Genomic DNA, 15,083 nt, shown 5'->3' on the forward strand with positions numbered 1-15,083 from the left:
ACTATGACGACAGATCAGCATGTGCCAGAGAACGGCGGGTATAAGCATCGTCATCGGCATGAAGGACCACAGAGGCATATTGTTGTCTTTATATTGTCCATTGTCTTGACCTTAATTGCTTTCGCCGCTGTTGCGGCTGGAGGGGTGAATGCCACCTTTGCGGTTATTCTTCTACTGGTAATGGCAGTCATTCAGGTCATTGTACAAATGGGTTTCTGGATGCATCTGAAGGATAAAGGACATCTAATGCCGATTATCTTTATGCTGGGTGGTTTCTTTATCGCTGGTACCTGTATTATCATGTCGCTGTATTGGGTTTGGTGGAATTAACGGACAATAAAGAAGAGGTGGGCTGAGATGCCCCCTCTTTTTGATGTTCTAATAGATCCTGCGTTAGGGGGTTAGGGTTATGCTGGGATTACAATACTTTAGCTTTGCTGAACTATGGAGCCCGCTTTTTCTGGCGGTTATGCTGCTGCTGACGGCGGGGTATTTCGTTTGGATTGGTCCGATTGCCGGACGTTATCCCGATGCAGTTCCGGTTCCATTCTGGCGGAGAGCGCTATTTGTGTGCGGAATGCTTGCGCTTTATCTGGCACAAGGGGGCCCCGTTAGTCTATTAGGGCATATAATGTTTTCCTTCCACATGGTTAGTATGGCCTTGTCATATCTGGTGGCGGTGCCGCTGATTATGCTGGGGATTCCAGATTTTATCTGGCGGAAGATATTGAAAGTAAATCCATTTCGTAGGCTGTCTTTTTTAGCTCGACCGGTGGTAGCTGCTCTAATGTTTAATGGACTATTTTCCTTGTACCATATTCCTGTTATCCATGATTATGTGATGCTGCATTTTACCGTTCACCGGATCTACTATATTGTTTTGTTCCTAACAGCCGCCTTAATGTGGTGGACGCTGATCAATCCGCTACCGGAGCGTCGAATGGCGAGTGGATTGGGCAAGATTGGGTTTATTTTTCTAAATATGGTATTGCTGACCCCGGCATGCGGACTGATTATTTTTGCAGATCAACCGCTCTATGCCACTTACAGTGATCCGGAGACTTGGGCACTTGCCATGGGCTATTGCATATCGGGTGATCCTTCTGCCTTACTTCAGAATTTCGGAGGTCCTGCGTTCTTTGAGTTGTTGTCACCAAAGGTGGATCAGCAGGTGGGAGGCATTGCGATGAAGTTCATTCAGGAATTTATTTTTGCCTCTATGCTTGCTTATGTGTTCTATCATTGGTATAAAAAAGAGAACGGACAAGACGACGATGAATTATCGACGCCCTCCTCTACACTTGAGGAGAGTACCTTGACCCGTGCATAACTGGTAGACTGCCAAGGAGGAGAATCATGGATATTTTTACGGTGTTTCCAACTATTAGCACATCGTTCATCGTACTCAGTGCGGTGCTCGTAGCTATTGGCTGGTGGCTCATCATTAAGGGCAAACGCGAGGCGCACAAGAAGACGATGATTGCTGCCGCAATCGCCGCGCTCCTGTTTTTTATTGTTTACGTATCTAGAACGTTGTTCGTGGGAAACACCTCATGGGGCGGACCCGATGAACTGCAGACGATTTATCAAGTGTTTCTGATCTTCCATATCGTGCTGGCAACAGTAGCAGCGGTATTCGGACTTACTACGTTAACTCTTGGATTTAAGGCGAAGTACTCCAAGCACCGTAAGTGGGGCAGAGTGACATCTATTATTTGGTTCATTACTGCGATTACTGGCGTTATGGTGTATGTGCTGCTTTATGTTCTGTATCCAGGCGGACACACTAAGCCGGTGTGGGAAGTTATTTTAGGCGCGTAGGTTAGTTGCGTGAAAAGGTAAATTGGTAGTGTGATTAGAGCATGTGAATTTGCGTGTGAATATGCGTGTGAATATGTCATGCGAATTGGATCTGATTTGTGTGAATAGGAATGAATAAGCCTGTGTATCTGCATTTCCCTTAATAGGGATAGTGGATGACGGGCTTATTTTTGTTACTGGAATTGGGAGACTTCTGTCTGGTTGTAAAATTGTATTGTGAAACCACTCGTGATTGGATTAGTGCTTGGAGCGGCACAGTGGGGAGAACAGAAAACTGGAGAATGGCACCAGTTAAAAGAGTCGGTGAAGTGGAGTATGGAACTTGGTAAGAAATGCGAGCGAAATGGAGTCTGGAAGAGATGGAACTGGTAGAAAGCCGAGCAAATGGAGTCTGGAAGAGTTGAGAAGGAAAAGCGAGAAGGGAAAGCGAGAAGAAAAGTACTTAAAAGTAATCTATTTGCTTACTTTTAGGGAAAACCTCCCTGAAAAAGATGAGCTTTGCGTTCGGAAAACAATAATTAGGGAATTCCTCCCTGTTTTTTAACTATTTTAGCGCTAAAACGCAGAAATGGCTGGTTTTTAGGGAGGATTTCCCTAAAAACGTTGATTTCAGGCTAAATCAAAGAAATTTGAGGGAGGTTTTCCCTAATTGTTGATTCTACTTCATATGATCTTGCCTCAGTAGTACCCACCGAGCATTCGCTTCCATCCAGCAGTAGCACCCAATTGAGCATTCACACCCACCGAGCATCTGCATCGATCCAGCCGTAGCACCCAACTGAGCATTCACATCCCCCGAGCCTTCGCATTCCATCCAGCCTTAGCACCCACCAAGCTTTCGCAACACATTGAGCGACATACGCTCAGCCTCCCGCACCCTACACATACCGCTCATTAGCGAAGCCGCAATGAGAATCGCCATTGTCCGTATCCTTCGCTCTCATACTACCTCGGCATACACACCATTTAATCCGCTGATTAGTTATTCTCAATAATGATCAGTAACTCACAGGCAAGCGAGCTCCAAAGGTTTGGAAAATTACACCTCCTAATGCACTTGAATATTTTCCATTTACAGGATTGACAATGGTAAATTAAGGACATATACTGTGTATATAGATATATACAGTAAGCACAGGGATATGAATACCTGCTTCCGCAAGACGCTGAAGACATTGTAAAGCGAGGTTAGCATTAATGAGAACAATAAAGGATTCGTGGTTTATTGTGTGCTCTGATTTTCGAGGAGACAAATTAATAGTATTAGGAACGTTCGTAACTACAATTATTTTTATGGGTTATCTGGCAGGGATGACTAGTTTGGTAACAAATGATGTACTAGCTGATCAAGATCGGACAATGATAGCGGATTTTTTACTTCTCTCATTCATGCCGTTACTCGGAGTCACATTCTCCCGTCGTTCTATGAAATATTGGAGTGAAGACTCCTACACGAGAATGCTGGCTTACTTACGATCTTTACCCATTCCTCTGAATGTGGTATTAACTCGTAGAAAGTTTCAGGCAATAGGCTCCTTTACTGTTAATGGTGTATTGTTCTTCGGAATTGTCTATATGCTCGGTGAGAATTACCGCAAGGAGATGGCATTACCCGCGTTTATTGCTTTTGCTATAACTTGGATAGGTGTCGGACTCATTGTTTCAGGACTGTATATTTTCATTGAATATCTATTTAGCGGTAAAGCTTATCTAGGGCTAACAGTGCTAATCGTAGTGGTATCTTGGGGAATATCGTTCCTGGTTATGCTAGGGGGAGGCAACCTATTCTTGTATAGCATCTCCGTTTCCAAGGAGTGGGGGCTGCTATCTCCGATCATGTGGGGAACGCTTCTGCTAGGTACTATATCTGTGCAATTATTCTCTAAATGGACTATCCATCGACTGAAGAGTCGCGATCTCGTATGAAGAATGTGAAATGGCAAGGACGGCGCTCTAGCAAGCTAGAGTGGAAGGCGAGGTGTAAACATGTGGATACCTGTACAAATCAACGAAAATAGTGCTGAACCCCTCTACCATCAGATAGAGACTCAGCTTAGATCATTAATCATTAGTGGAGTCATTACAGAAGGAACGCTGCTTCCCTCCATTCGTGAATTCGCTGGAGATCTGAAATGTAGTGTGATTACAGTACGACGCGTGTATCAGGATCTAGAGAACGAAGGGTTGCTACGAACAAGACAAGGAACAGGTACCTTTGTATCCCATGTAGGTGCCTCTGCGATGGAGGAATATAAGCGGGAAGCGATCAGCAAAGCACTCGAGAGCGCAGTCGACATCGGCAAATCGGTACATTGCAGCAAGGAAGAGCTTGAGGAGATTTTTCAGGAAATTGTAGAACTTAAATATAGGGAACAGGAATGAAAGGCGGGCGCTAACTCACATGGTACAGATGGCGATAGAATTGCGGAATGTACGCAAACAGCGGCGTAGCAAGACAATTGGACCGCTAAACCTGAATCTGCCTCAAGGTTATATTACAGCTTTGGTAGGTCAGAATGGATCTGGCAAAAGCACGCTACTGAATCTACTGCTCCAGCTGACGAACCCAGAGGAAGGCGATATTTATTGGTTTGAAAATAAGTACGATAGCGAGCTGCCATTAGAGCTTCGACAGTCTATTGCATACGTTCCTGAGAATTCGATTTCGGAAGAAAATCACTGGAATGCGGAACAAGCGGCCCGATTTCGAAAGCATTGGTATCCGAACTGGGATGAGCCGTTTTTTCAGGAGCTGATGGATCGTTTTGAAGTCCCGTATCATATGAAACTTTCGAAGATGTCTAAGGGTGAGCGTCGAAAATTTGAAATTGCTGCAGCTCTTGCGTCACGTCCACGTCTGTTGTTACTGGATGAACCCTCTTCTGGGCTTGATCCTTTTGCCTGGAAGATTATGATGGAGACGCTTCGTAAGTATATGGAAGAGACTAATGCAACGATGATTATCTCTACACACATTGTGGAAGAGGTACGGCGGCTGGCAGATTATATCGTGCTTATGCATAGGGGTGAACTGCTGGGTATGGCCGAAAAAGACAGTCTATTCGGTGCTTGGACCGAGGTGTGGGTACATGTTGCAGATGAAGAGGAGCTTGCTGAGTTGTCAGCGGAATTACCGGGTGGCATAAACTTTACCATGGATACACCGGGTGTAGCTTCTTTTATCATAGAACAATTTTCTAAGAACGAGAAACGCATTCAGGACTTGGGCGTAAAGGTTATCAAGAGTCGCAGTTTGGAATTGGACGAAATATTAGGCTTATGGACACAGGGACACCGTCCTATCCTGATTGATCACAAGAGAGGGGACTAGAGAAATGGAAGCCTTAAAGCTGGAAAGTGTAATGAAGCAATATGGAGAAAAAACCGCTGTAAACGGAATTAACCTAACGGTAGGCAAGGGGGAAATTTACGGATTACTGGGGGCAAACGGTGCAGGGAAAACAACCACAATGCGTATGGTGCTTGGCCTAATTTACCCTGATGGCGGGAATATTTTGTATAATGGAAAGCCGTATAACAGCGAACTTCAACAAATCATGGGCTATCTACCCGAAGAAAGAGGATTATATCCAAAGGTAAAGGTAAGCGATCAAATCGTCTACTTGGCACGTCTTCGCGGGATGTCGGCTAGTGATGCGGATAAGAGCCTTCGCTACTGGCTCGATCGGTTTGAGGTTCCGGATTATTACAATAAGAAGATTGAAGAGCTCTCCAAAGGGAATCAGCAGAAAATGGGTTTTATCGCCGCAGTTGTTCATAAGCCGCAAATTCTCATCCTTGATGAAGCCTTCAGTGGTTTGGACCCTGTTAACGTGGAACTACTGAAAGATACGGTAAAAGAATTGCGAGATCAAGGAACGAGCATCTTATTCTCTACTCACCGGATGGAGCATGTTGAAGAGCTTTGCCGTAATATTACGATTTTGGATCGTTCCAATACTGTCGTACAGGGCGATATTCGTACGATTAAGAGTGGGTATCCTCGTGAACAAGTATTGTTGCGTACGGATAACGAAGTGACCGGTCTAGAATCAATTGCAGGTGTAACAGCAGTACAGCGACAGGAGCGAGGTTATCTGTTGTCAATCAGTGAGATCGGCGCAGCACAACGTATCCTACAGCAGGCGATGGCGCAGGGTGAAGTGGAGCATTTTGAAATTAAGGAACCAACGTTAAATCAAATCTTTATCAGAGCGGTGGGTGAATCTCATGAATAAGATGGGGACAATAATTGGCTTTACCTTTAAAAATAAAGTAAGAACGAAATCATTCATGATTACTACGTTAATTCTAGTGTTGCTGCTCAGTATTGGGATGAATCTTCCGTACATCATCGATCAGTTTAAGGGTGATTCTACAACAAACGCAGAGACTCAAATTGCTGTGATCGCGGAAGAAGGAAATCAGGCGGCAGAGTTGTTGAAGGCCTATACTTCACCTGAGGGAATGCCGCAGGCAAAAGTTGTGCAGTATACTTCTGCCGATGATGCGGAGCTAAAGAAAGCTTTAGATGAAGGGACTGTAGAGGGGTATGTTACTTTTGCGGAACCTACTGGCGCAGGACTTCCACCCGTTACTTATTATAGTGAAAATGGTGAATTGAAGGGCGATGTACAAATCTATCTCCAAAATGCCCTTCAGCAGGCCAACACCCAGTTCGTCGTTGGCGACAAGCTGACGCAGGAGCAGATTGCTGCTATGTCAACACCGGTACAGATAGCTACTCAGCAGCTCAACCCTGATGGGACTGCGGGAGATAAGGATGCGTCGCAGGAATCCGCTCCAGCTATTAATTACGTCATTGTATACGCCATGCTTATGCTGTTCTTCATGTCAATCATGATGACCGGTAATATGATCGCGGCTGAGATTACTTCAGAGAAGAGCTCACGGATCATGGAGATTCTGATTACAAGTGCCTCACCTTTAGCGCAAATGTTCGGTAAAGTTATCGGTGTCTTCTTAGTAGGATTATTACAGATTGGCGTCATTATCGCAGCGGTAGTTGTCAATCTTAAGCTTCCGCATAATGCAACGATTTTGAAAGATTTAGACCTGGATTTAGGCCAGCTTAATATTAACTTGTTGCTTTATGGAATTGTTCTTTATGTGCTAGGGTATTTCCTCTATGCCTTGATGTATGCAGCTGTAGGTTCGATTGTCAGCCGTACAGAGGATCTTGGCCAAGCGGTTATGCCGATTATGATGTTAGGCTTCGTAGCATTCTATGTTCCGCTGTTTAGTATCTCCAATGCGGATACTCTGCTGGTTAAGGTAGCGAGTTATGTGCCTTTCACCTCTCCATTGACCATGCTGCTCCGAATTGGTGTTGGTGAAGTAGCGATCTGGCAAGTTATTGTATCATTAGCCATCCTGCTTGTTACTACGTTCATCTTTGGGTGGTTGGCTGCCAAGATCTATCGCACAGGCGTATTGATGTACGGCAAACGTCCAAGTATTAAAGAGATCAGAAAAGCGATGAAGGCTTACAAGATCTAATTGGCTTCATATAACTTTTAAGGAGTGGTAATCATGACTAAAAGTGAACAATACAATATGATGCTTTTAATGAGTTCGGTATCTCTGGCTACGGTTAGTAGAATGCTCTCGACCAATGGGTCCGTTTTGATGGATTTCACTCAGGGTGTATTGACTGGTATTGCCATGGTGGGGATGATTGCGGGATTGTGGATGTACGGTAAGGCACGTAAGAGTAAGTCGTAATAGTAGGAAATAAGGAAGCCGCGGCAGATGCCGTGGCTTTTTTATATGCTCGAAAAGAGTAAAAAGCGAAATGATCGCGTTAGAAAAAGTCAGTTCGGTATTTGTGTAATTTTAGTGAAAAAAATGTACAAAAAAGGAATTGGTGATATAAGCTGAGATTAGTCTCTTAAAAAACTTTTTATTTAAAGGGCTATAACGCGATTATTAGAGAGAAAGCATATAGGGGAGAGGTTGAGTGAGCAGGATGAGGTATTTCACTAAGGTGGAATTCGGCAATTATAGGGCGGATAGCGGTGGTGAAAAAGCTGGTTATTATGCTTTGATCTTTTTTGTTTATAATGCCTTAATCATTTATTTATTTTGTTTATCTTTATACTCGAAATAATAATATCCTTGTCCCAATCATTAGTCATACCCTCATAGATTATATTCAATTATATATGAAGTAACTCCCACGGGAGGGTTGAAATACTGAATGTCAGCCCTCCAACTACGCTAGTTAGCTTTTCGGCCAAAGTGAGCTCCGAGGGCTAAACAACGGACAAATTACCGCTGGGCAGCAAATCCTCTTGAGCAGTCATTTGCTCCCGCACATGTCTAAGCTGATCTTTCAGTACAGGAACGCTCTTTTGCAGGATAATGCTAATTTGAGGTAAAGATAGCTTTAGGCCATACCACATCACTTTTACGAGCTGCTCCTCCCAAGGCAGTGCCTTGGCAGACAGGAGAGACCGGCGTGCGTAATAATCGGCGCATTGTCGGATACAAGAGCGGTAGGCTTCGATAGAGAATAGCTGGCTGTCGAAGCTTTTTTGAAGGAATATTTTATGAAGCTCTTTAAAAGTTCGGATAGTAACTTTCTCCGCTTCTGCTGATTGTTGTAACAACATAGAACTGAGCGCATAGATATCATTCGTATTCTTTTGAACACACTCTGCAAATATAGTTCTACGGGGCGATCCGGCAGGTAAGGGGTCAGGCATGATAAACACGATCCTTTCAGAATGGGTTATGGGATGAACCTATAATATTGAAAAGTAAGAAATGGATTTGTTGATAAGCTCGGCGGTATCAGGCTCTGGATAACTATGCTTTTGAAGCGCAATACTGGATACGGTCTTAGATGGTTTATAGTATAGCCGCCCCTCTCTGGAATCTCTTCCACCGGCGACAGCTCTGTACAGACGACCTTGCTCAATATGATCTGCCAAGAATTTCCCCTGCAGCTTGGCTTTTAAATCCTGTAAAGCATCTTGCACTAGCTCAAACTGAGTCTGATCCCACTCTGAACCATGGGTACGTACTTTATCTATCGCTTCCTCAAGCCGGCAGTGGTATATCATTCTGAGAAAAGAACTCCATTTAATAAGGTCGAAGGTTTTGGTATTGACTGAGATAAGACATGCCCCCCAGCTGCTACCCCCTTTACAGGTAAGTTTCAGGATGCCATACCGGCTGCCTGGATCAGCCTCCATACCATAGTGAATAGGCTCAGGTGAATCAAAGACGAATACTTCAATGCGAGATAGTCTTCGCTGGTCCATGACAAGTTTCTCCTTCCTAGGGTTCCAAAAACTTAAGCTCAACATGATGAGTAATGTTAGCCTTCTCTATACAGGCAAGCATTTCAGCTTCGTTCTCACAGACTGCGGCATGCTCCAGCCATAGTCGGAATTTCTGTTTACGTATAATGGATAAATGTAAGGGGAAGGTGCTGCGGGATCTCATTACGTACCAACCAATAGCAACGTCCTTCCAAGGTTTCTTAAAAGCGGCGAGCCACGGAAAACATTGATGTGCCGACCAATCCTGCAGCTGCTGCTTTTCTCTGATATTTTTATATATTTCGTATATAATTCTTCGGTCCATACAGCACTCACAAGTAGAAGGGCTGCTGAAATGGCGCAAGGATTCAATTTGGTTCTGACCAAATGCATAGCCGACAATAGTTCTGTGATGATCCTCTTCGAACCATAACGCTCCAAAGCAAACATAATTTAGACTTATCGGCTCAAGCAGCCCTTGCTGTATTCCCCAATAATAGTGTTTCATTCCTTTCACCCCGTCCAGCATGCTATTACCCGGGTAGGTTCAGGTAACGCAAAAACCGCAGCAAGAGGAGGACCTCTGCTGCGGTTTTGGAATACAGGCATACACACCTGTGCCAAAGCGTGGCGGATCAAGGGTCTCTCTCTTTACGCTTACGAGGTTAGCTGTCGGATTCGGACGGTGAGAGTCGCCCTACCTATGTGAGACTTGAACAGTCTCCTTCGGATTCACCCCAAGTAGGCCATGTGGCCCGATGGTTCCCCCGTTCCCTGCAAATACAGGAACTCAGCGTTGATTGTATTTCGTGAAATAGATTCAATCCGAATCATACTCTTTTCAAGGTGTTTCTGTAAAAGCAGAAAGTGTTCTTTTGAGCGCAATTTGAACCGTATCCTACCAACTCCGACGAAAAATCCTGCCAAATAGGTATTTATTGCGTGTTATCGAGCTTCTTTCTCGTTTAATCTCGACTTCTCGTTTCCTTTCCTATATAGGCGATTTTTGGTGATTTCTCCAGCTGTGGTGAATAAAATCACAGAGTCCGTCCGCTTTTCGCTAATTGATTCAAATTCGAGAAAACAAGAGATATAGAGAGATTGAATATCAAGTAAGCGCTATCCAATGCGAAAATAGTTTTTAATTTGCATTATTTTGGCATCAATCACGTTTTACAATACTTCCTGCATAAGGGTATGATTACTCCTGTTTCAACAACAATCGAATATTTGATCCGCTTAATTTCCGATAAGGAAAGCGGGGGAACCAACAATCGGCAGACGATGTGAGAGTCGGAAGCCGGTTATGGGGTGAATCCTGTAGAAGATATGAGTGAGCTCGCATCTATACAGGTAGGGCGACTCTCACCGCCCGAATCCGACAGCTAACCTCGTAAGCGTATGGAGAGAGGATGAGTGCAATGTGACCGCTAGCGAGCCACAGAGGAGAATCCTTTGTGGCTTTTTGCTGTGCTTTTTTAAGCAAAGCATTTATGGAAAACCTCACGAAGAGGTCGTTATATTCATCATTAGCGGTAGCTTTTCTTTCAAGACCAGGGTGATCAAGCTCTGATCTTACAAGCAAAGCATTTGAGGAGAATAAGAGATGACAGATCAGAATGAATATGTACTGGTATGTGCGCCAACGAAGGCAGGAGAACATTTTATTAAGCTTCTAAAATTTAGAGGCATTAAGATGGCGGGATTGACCAACAACTTGCCTGAGAAGTCCCTACTTGAAGAGATGGGGATTGAGAAAGTCGTTCTAGTAGATACCCGCCATCAGAATACTTGGTTTCGCCCGCCGTTCCCGGTAGGCCGGGTATATCTGTTCGAGAGCAGCTTTACGTTATGCTGCCGCTACATTCAGATGTGCCGCACCTGGACGACACAGCCGATTTTTGTGATCACAAGCTCAATAAATCCTAGATTGGTCTATAAAAGACTTGGTGCAAGTTATGTAATCTATTCCCACAGTGGTGATGCTGATTTTCTGATCGATAAATCACCTCATCAAGGATAAAAGAAGGAGTGCGGGAGATATGATGGATCTGTATATGGTGGCTTCGTTAGCTGTAATTTACGGGTTGTTTTATGGATTTATGCGCTGGTGCGCAGGTGTAGTTGAGGATACAGGGAGGGATAAGCTGTGATTCTAGTCATCGCTGTTACCCTACTGCTGTTTTTATATCTGGTTTACGCATTAATTCATCCGGAGAAATTTTAAGGAGGGGCATTCATGGGCATTTTGCAAATCGTAGCTGTAATCGTCATTCTCATCTTGCTGGTTAAGCCGATGGGCACGTATTTATATCATGTATTTTCTAATGAACCCAATCGTACGGATCGATGGTTTGGAGGCGTGGAAAAAGGGATTTATAAGCTGATCGGACTGAAAAAACGGGAAGGGATGTCCTGGAAAAAGTATGCGCTCAGCTTTGTCTTAACGAATATCGTACTGGTTACTTTCAGCTATATCTTTCTTCGATTGCAGCGGGGTTTACCGCTAAATCCGAATGGAATTGCGGATATGGAACAGACGCTTTCGTTCAATACGGTGATCAGCTTTATGACTAATACAAACCTGCAGCATTACAGCGGGGAGACGGGACTTTCGTATTTTTCACAAATGGCTGTCATCACGATGATGATGTTCACGTCTGCAGCGAGCGGATTTTCAGTTGCGGTTGCTTTTGTCAGAGGGATCACAGGACGCAAATCAGTCGGGAACTTCTTCGAGGATTTCGTCAAAGCACATATTCGTGTGTTCATTCCGCTGGCTCTGCTAGTTTCATTGGTACTGGTAGGACTACATGTGCCGCAAACCCTCAAGCCATCACTTGAAGTCACTACACTAGAGGGGCAAACGCAACAGATTGCTATCGGTCCAGTAGCTTCACTGGAATCGATCAAGCATTTGGGCACGAACGGAGGCGGCTTCTTCGGGGCCAATTCATCGCATCCTTTTGAGAATCCTAATCCACTTACGAACGTGCTGGAGATTCTTTCTATGTGGATGCTGCCAGCTTCGCTCCCTTATATGTACGGACTGTTTGCTAAGAACAAACGTCAGGGCTGGGTTATTTTTACCGCAATGATGACCTTGTTCGTGCTACTGCTGGGACTGAACTATTATGCTGAATCAAAGGGTAATCCGGCGATCAATGCACTAGGAATCGAATCTTCGCAAGGCAGCATGGAAGGTAAAGAGGTACGCTTCGGCATTCCGCAGTCTTCCTTGTTTACTTCAGTAACAACCGCAGCTACGACAGGTAGTGTTAACAATATGCATGATACGCTGACACCACTGGGAGGTATTACGCCTCTGGCACTGATGATGCTCAACAATGTCTTTGGGGGTAAAGGTGTCGGACTGATCAATATGCTGATGTATGCGATTCTGGGTGTCTTCCTGTGCGGTCTGATGGTCGGCAGGACACCGGAGTTTCTCGGACGGAAGATAGAGGCCAAGGAGATGAAGCTGATTGCCATTGCGATCCTTGTTCATCCGTTCATTATCCTAGTGCCAACCGCAGCTGCGTTCCTGACCGATTTGGGGCAAGGGGCGATTACGAATACTGGATTCCATGGGCTCAGCCAAGTGTTATATGAATATGTCTCTTCTGCCGCGAACAATGGCTCAGGATTTGAGGGGCTTGCGGACAACACAACCTTTTGGAATGTTACAACCGGGATTGTCATGCTGCTAGGCCGTTATGTCTCGATCATCGCAATGCTGGCAGTAGCAGGTTCTTTACTTCAGAAGAAGCCAGTTCCTGAGACCATTGGTACATTCCGCACAGACAATGGTCTGTTCACGGGAATTCTGATTGGTACCGTAGTGATTATCGGTGCGCTGACGTTCCTGCCGGTCATTGTACTCGGCCCCATTGCAGAATATCTAACCTTACGGTAGGAAGAGGGAGAATAAGATGAGTACTGTAAAAAGAAAAAAGCTGCTAACGGGACCCATACTCCTTAGCGCTGTAAAGGATAGTTTTATAAAGCTTAACCCAGTAACGCTAATCAAAAATCCAGTCATGTTCGTGGTAGAGGTCGGTACGATCATTGTCCTCCTCATGGTGCTGGCTCCTGGATATTTTAATGCAGAGGAATCGATAGGCTTCAATATCACAGTGTTGTTCATTCTGCTATTTACAGTGCTGTTTGCGAACTTCGCTGAAGCACTGGCGGAAGGCCGGGGTAAAGCCCAAGCCGATTCACTCAAGAAAACGAAACAAGATATCACAGCTAACAAAATCGTTGGAGGGTCGGTGAAGACAGTATCCTCCTCCGAGCTGCGTAAAGGAGATCTCGTCATCGTCAGCCAGGGAGAACTCATCCCTGGTGACGGTGAAGTGATAGAAGGGCTGGCTTCCGTAGATGAATCAGCGATTACAGGTGAATCTGCACCTGTAATCAAGGAAGCCGGTGGGGACTTTGGTTCCGTTACAGGCGGTACACGGGTCGTCAGTGATGAGATTAAAGTAAGAATTACAAGTGATCCTGGTGAGTCGTTTCTAGATCGAATGATCTCCCTTGTGGAAGGGGCGAAACGTCAGAAGACACCTAATGAAATCGCGCTAAATACACTTTTGATCAGTCTGACATTGATTTTCCTGATTGTAGTAGTGACCTTGCGGCCGATTGCAACGTATCTAGGTGTTGAACTTGATATTCCCGTCATGATCGCCTTGTTGGTCTGTCTGATCCCGACAACAATCGGGGGACTGCTCTCCGCAATCGGAATCGCGGGTATGGACCGGGTGACCCAGTTTAATGTACTCGCGATGTCGGGTAAGGCCGTTGAGGCTGCCGGCGATATTAATACGATGATCTTAGATAAGACCGGTACGATTACCTTTGGAAACCGGATGGCGAGTGAATTTGTACCTGTCGGGGATGAATCGGAAGCGGAGCTTACAGCATGGGCGGCCATTAGTTCCTTGAAGGATGAGACACCTGAAGGACGATCTGTTATTGAGCTGGCCAAGAAGCTGGAACGCAGCTATGACAGTAAGCTTGCTGAAGGTGGGGCATTCGTAGAGTTTAAGGCAGAAACACGGATGAGTGGTATTGATCTGCAAGATGGACGCTGTGTACGTAAAGGTGCGGTAGACTCCGTGAAGAAATGGGTACAGTCTAAAGGCGGAATCATTCCCGCCAACCTCGATAGTAATTCTGATGCCATCGCTCGGATGGGGGGAACTCCGTTAGCGGTTGCGGTAGATAATCGGATCTATGGACTTATTTACTTGAAGGATACGGTTAAACCGGGCATGAAAGAGCGGTTTGATGAGCTGCGGAAAATGGGGATCAAGACCATTATGTGTACGGGTGACAATCCGCTGACCGCAGCTACAATTGCTCGCGAAGCGGGTGTAGATGATTTTATCGCGGAAAGTACACCTGAGGATAAAATAGCAGTCATTCGGCGCGAACAGAACGAGGGCAAGCTGGTTGCCATGACAGGGGATGGTACAAATGATGCCCCTGCCCTTGCCCAAGCTGATGTGGGCTTAGCCATGAACAGCGGTACGACAGCCGCTAAGGAAGCGGCCAATATGGTCGACTTGGACTCCGACCCTTCGAAGATTATTGAGGTTGTTGCGATTGGTAAACAGCTGCTGATGACGCGGGGCGCATTGACAACCTTTAGTATAGCTAATGATATCGCGAAGTATTTCGCCATTATTCCGGCGATGTTCATGCTCGCCATACCGGAAATGGAAGCCCTGAATGTAATGGGACTAGGCTCGCCAAGCTCGGCTATAATATCCGCCTTGATATTTAATGCGATTATTATTCCCCTGCTCATCCCACTGGCTATGAAGGGTGTGTCGTATAAAGCTATGAGCTCTACGAAGCTGCTTAGACGCAATATATTTATCTATGGGCTAGGCGGAGTGGTTGTTCCTTTTGCGGGCATCAAGCTCATTGATATGATCGTAAGTGTATGGATTTAATGACGTG

At 45.2% G+C, this 15,083-nt stretch carries 18 protein-coding genes and 2 riboswitches; of the genes, 15 read left to right on the forward strand and 3 right to left on the reverse strand.

The window, feature by feature from the left end; translation table 11 throughout:
* Window positions 1-3 precede the first annotated feature (3 nt).
* From NST74_RS02550 to NST74_RS02600, 11 genes are all read left to right on the forward strand, one after another.
* Window positions 4-330: a cytochrome C oxidase subunit IV family protein gene (locus tag NST74_RS02550; protein ID WP_042123808.1), complete on the forward strand. Its 327-nt coding sequence runs from the start codon at window positions 4-6 to the stop codon at window positions 328-330.
* Window positions 331-409: 79 nt separating this feature from the next.
* Window positions 410-1,330, forward strand: coding sequence for a cytochrome c oxidase assembly factor CtaG (gene ctaG, locus NST74_RS02555; protein ID WP_341110276.1), 921 nt, complete (start codon window positions 410-412; stop codon window positions 1,328-1,330).
* Between the two features lie 26 nt (window positions 1,331-1,356).
* Entirely contained in the window at window positions 1,357-1,821 is a 465-nt protein-coding gene (locus NST74_RS02560) for a DUF420 domain-containing protein (RefSeq protein ID WP_042123812.1), read from the forward strand.
* A gap of 216 nt (window positions 1,822-2,037) precedes the next feature.
* A complete protein-coding gene (locus tag NST74_RS02565) occupies window positions 2,038-2,193 on the forward strand; it encodes a hypothetical protein (protein ID WP_341110277.1) in 156 nt (51 codons plus the stop codon).
* Window positions 2,165-2,365 (forward strand): hypothetical protein, encoded by a 201-nt coding sequence (locus NST74_RS02570; protein ID WP_341110278.1) that lies wholly within the window; start codon window positions 2,165-2,167, stop codon window positions 2,363-2,365. The genes NST74_RS02565 and NST74_RS02570 overlap by 29 nt, the downstream gene beginning before the upstream one ends.
* 653 nt (window positions 2,366-3,018) lie before the next feature.
* On the forward strand, window positions 3,019-3,747 hold the full coding sequence (locus tag NST74_RS02575; protein ID WP_341110279.1) for a hypothetical protein: 729 nt from the start codon (window positions 3,019-3,021) through the stop codon (window positions 3,745-3,747).
* Between the two features lie 60 nt (window positions 3,748-3,807).
* Window positions 3,808-4,203: a GntR family transcriptional regulator gene (locus tag NST74_RS02580; RefSeq protein ID WP_042123815.1), complete on the forward strand. Its 396-nt coding sequence runs from the start codon at window positions 3,808-3,810 to the stop codon at window positions 4,201-4,203.
* Window positions 4,204-4,231: 28 nt separating this feature from the next.
* Window positions 4,232-5,152, forward strand: coding sequence for an ABC transporter ATP-binding protein (locus NST74_RS02585; protein WP_341110280.1), 921 nt, complete (start codon window positions 4,232-4,234; stop codon window positions 5,150-5,152).
* Between the two features lie 4 nt (window positions 5,153-5,156).
* Window positions 5,157-6,059, forward strand: coding sequence for an ABC transporter ATP-binding protein (locus NST74_RS02590; protein WP_042123817.1), 903 nt, complete (start codon window positions 5,157-5,159; stop codon window positions 6,057-6,059).
* Complete coding sequence (locus tag NST74_RS02595; protein WP_341110281.1) at window positions 6,052-7,341, forward strand: ABC transporter permease; 1,290 nt, start codon at window positions 6,052-6,054, stop codon at window positions 7,339-7,341. The genes NST74_RS02590 and NST74_RS02595 overlap by 8 nt, the downstream gene beginning before the upstream one ends.
* A gap of 33 nt (window positions 7,342-7,374) precedes the next feature.
* Entirely contained in the window at window positions 7,375-7,566 is a 192-nt protein-coding gene (locus NST74_RS02600) for a hypothetical protein (RefSeq protein ID WP_341110282.1), read from the forward strand.
* 530 nt (window positions 7,567-8,096) lie between these two features.
* Here the strand turns inward: NST74_RS02600 and NST74_RS02605 are convergent.
* The 3 genes from NST74_RS02605 to NST74_RS02615 all read right to left on the reverse strand — a co-directional run bounded on the left by NST74_RS02605 (window position 8,097) and on the right by NST74_RS02615 (window position 9,618).
* The gene (locus tag NST74_RS02605; RefSeq protein WP_341110283.1) at window positions 8,097-8,456 is read right to left on the reverse strand and encodes a hypothetical protein; all 360 of its coding nucleotides are present in this window, start codon (window positions 8,454-8,456) and stop codon (window positions 8,097-8,099) included.
* Between the two features lie 132 nt (window positions 8,457-8,588).
* Window positions 8,589-9,110 (reverse strand): hypothetical protein, encoded by a 522-nt coding sequence (locus NST74_RS02610; protein WP_341110284.1) that lies wholly within the window; start codon window positions 9,108-9,110, stop codon window positions 8,589-8,591.
* A 16-nt stretch (window positions 9,111-9,126) separates the two neighbouring features.
* Window positions 9,127-9,618 (reverse strand): hypothetical protein, encoded by a 492-nt coding sequence (locus NST74_RS02615; protein ID WP_341110285.1) that lies wholly within the window; start codon window positions 9,616-9,618, stop codon window positions 9,127-9,129.
* A gap of 132 nt (window positions 9,619-9,750) precedes the next feature.
* A riboswitch (cyclic di-AMP (ydaO/yuaA leader) is annotated at window positions 9,751-9,916 on the reverse strand.
* A gap of 420 nt (window positions 9,917-10,336) precedes the next feature.
* A riboswitch (cyclic di-AMP (ydaO/yuaA leader) is annotated at window positions 10,337-10,526 on the forward strand.
* A 190-nt stretch (window positions 10,527-10,716) separates the two neighbouring features.
* Between NST74_RS02615 and NST74_RS02620 the strand changes: the two genes are divergently transcribed.
* The 4 genes from NST74_RS02620 (at window position 10,717) to kdpB (ending at window position 15,076) form a co-directional block, all read left to right on the forward strand.
* A complete protein-coding gene (locus NST74_RS02620) occupies window positions 10,717-11,133 on the forward strand; it encodes a hypothetical protein (RefSeq protein ID WP_042123826.1) in 417 nt (138 codons plus the stop codon).
* 126 nt (window positions 11,134-11,259) lie between these two features.
* On the forward strand, window positions 11,260-11,337 hold the full coding sequence (kdpF, locus tag NST74_RS29910; protein ID WP_076116927.1) for a K(+)-transporting ATPase subunit F: 78 nt from the start codon (window positions 11,260-11,262) through the stop codon (window positions 11,335-11,337).
* Between the two features lie 12 nt (window positions 11,338-11,349).
* Complete coding sequence (kdpA, locus tag NST74_RS02625) at window positions 11,350-13,026, forward strand: potassium-transporting ATPase subunit KdpA (RefSeq protein WP_042123828.1); 1,677 nt, start codon at window positions 11,350-11,352, stop codon at window positions 13,024-13,026.
* Between the two features lie 16 nt (window positions 13,027-13,042).
* Window positions 13,043-15,076 carry a potassium-transporting ATPase subunit KdpB gene (gene kdpB / locus NST74_RS02630; RefSeq protein ID WP_341110286.1) on the forward strand — a complete coding sequence of 678 codons (2,034 nt, stop codon included), beginning with the start codon at window positions 13,043-13,045 and terminating at the stop codon, window positions 15,074-15,076.
* Window positions 15,077-15,083 lie beyond the last annotated feature (7 nt).

Source organism: Paenibacillus sp. FSL F4-0125 (genome assembly GCF_038008565.1).
In the GTDB taxonomy this organism is placed as follows: Bacteria; Bacillota; Bacilli; order Paenibacillales; family Paenibacillaceae; genus Paenibacillus_AQ.

Excerpts from the sequence above, each read along its gene's own strand:
- NST74_RS02590 (WP_042123817.1), top strand. The coding sequence starts at position 5,157 with ATGGAAGCCTTAAAGCTGGAAAGTGTAATGAAGCAATATGGAGAAAAA.
- NST74_RS02570 (WP_341110278.1), top strand. The coding sequence starts at position 2,165 with ATGGAGTCTGGAAGAGATGGAACTGGTAGAAAGCCGAGCAAATGGAGT.
- NST74_RS02620 (WP_042123826.1), top strand. The coding sequence starts at position 10,717 with ATGACAGATCAGAATGAATATGTACTGGTATGTGCGCCAACGAAGGCA.
- NST74_RS02610 (WP_341110284.1), bottom strand. The coding sequence starts at position 9,110 with ATGGACCAGCGAAGACTATCTCGCATTGAAGTATTCGTCTTTGATTCA.
- ctaG (WP_341110276.1), top strand. The coding sequence starts at position 410 with ATGCTGGGATTACAATACTTTAGCTTTGCTGAACTATGGAGCCCGCTT.
- NST74_RS02575 (WP_341110279.1), top strand. The coding sequence starts at position 3,019 with ATGAGAACAATAAAGGATTCGTGGTTTATTGTGTGCTCTGATTTTCGA.
- NST74_RS02560 (WP_042123812.1), top strand. The coding sequence starts at position 1,357 with ATGGATATTTTTACGGTGTTTCCAACTATTAGCACATCGTTCATCGTA.
- kdpB (WP_341110286.1), top strand. The coding sequence starts at position 13,043 with ATGAGTACTGTAAAAAGAAAAAAGCTGCTAACGGGACCCATACTCCTT.
- NST74_RS02585 (WP_341110280.1), top strand. The coding sequence starts at position 4,232 with ATGGCGATAGAATTGCGGAATGTACGCAAACAGCGGCGTAGCAAGACA.
- NST74_RS02605 (WP_341110283.1), bottom strand. The coding sequence starts at position 8,456 with ATGTTGTTACAACAATCAGCAGAAGCGGAGAAAGTTACTATCCGAACT.
- NST74_RS02550 (WP_042123808.1), top strand. The coding sequence starts at position 4 with ATGACGACAGATCAGCATGTGCCAGAGAACGGCGGGTATAAGCATCGT.
- NST74_RS02600 (WP_341110282.1), top strand. The coding sequence starts at position 7,375 with ATGACTAAAAGTGAACAATACAATATGATGCTTTTAATGAGTTCGGTA.
- NST74_RS02615 (WP_341110285.1), bottom strand. The coding sequence starts at position 9,618 with ATGAAACACTATTATTGGGGAATACAGCAAGGGCTGCTTGAGCCGATA.
- kdpA (WP_042123828.1), top strand. The coding sequence starts at position 11,350 with ATGGGCATTTTGCAAATCGTAGCTGTAATCGTCATTCTCATCTTGCTG.
- NST74_RS02580 (WP_042123815.1), top strand. The coding sequence starts at position 3,808 with ATGTGGATACCTGTACAAATCAACGAAAATAGTGCTGAACCCCTCTAC.
- NST74_RS02595 (WP_341110281.1), top strand. The coding sequence starts at position 6,052 with ATGAATAAGATGGGGACAATAATTGGCTTTACCTTTAAAAATAAAGTA.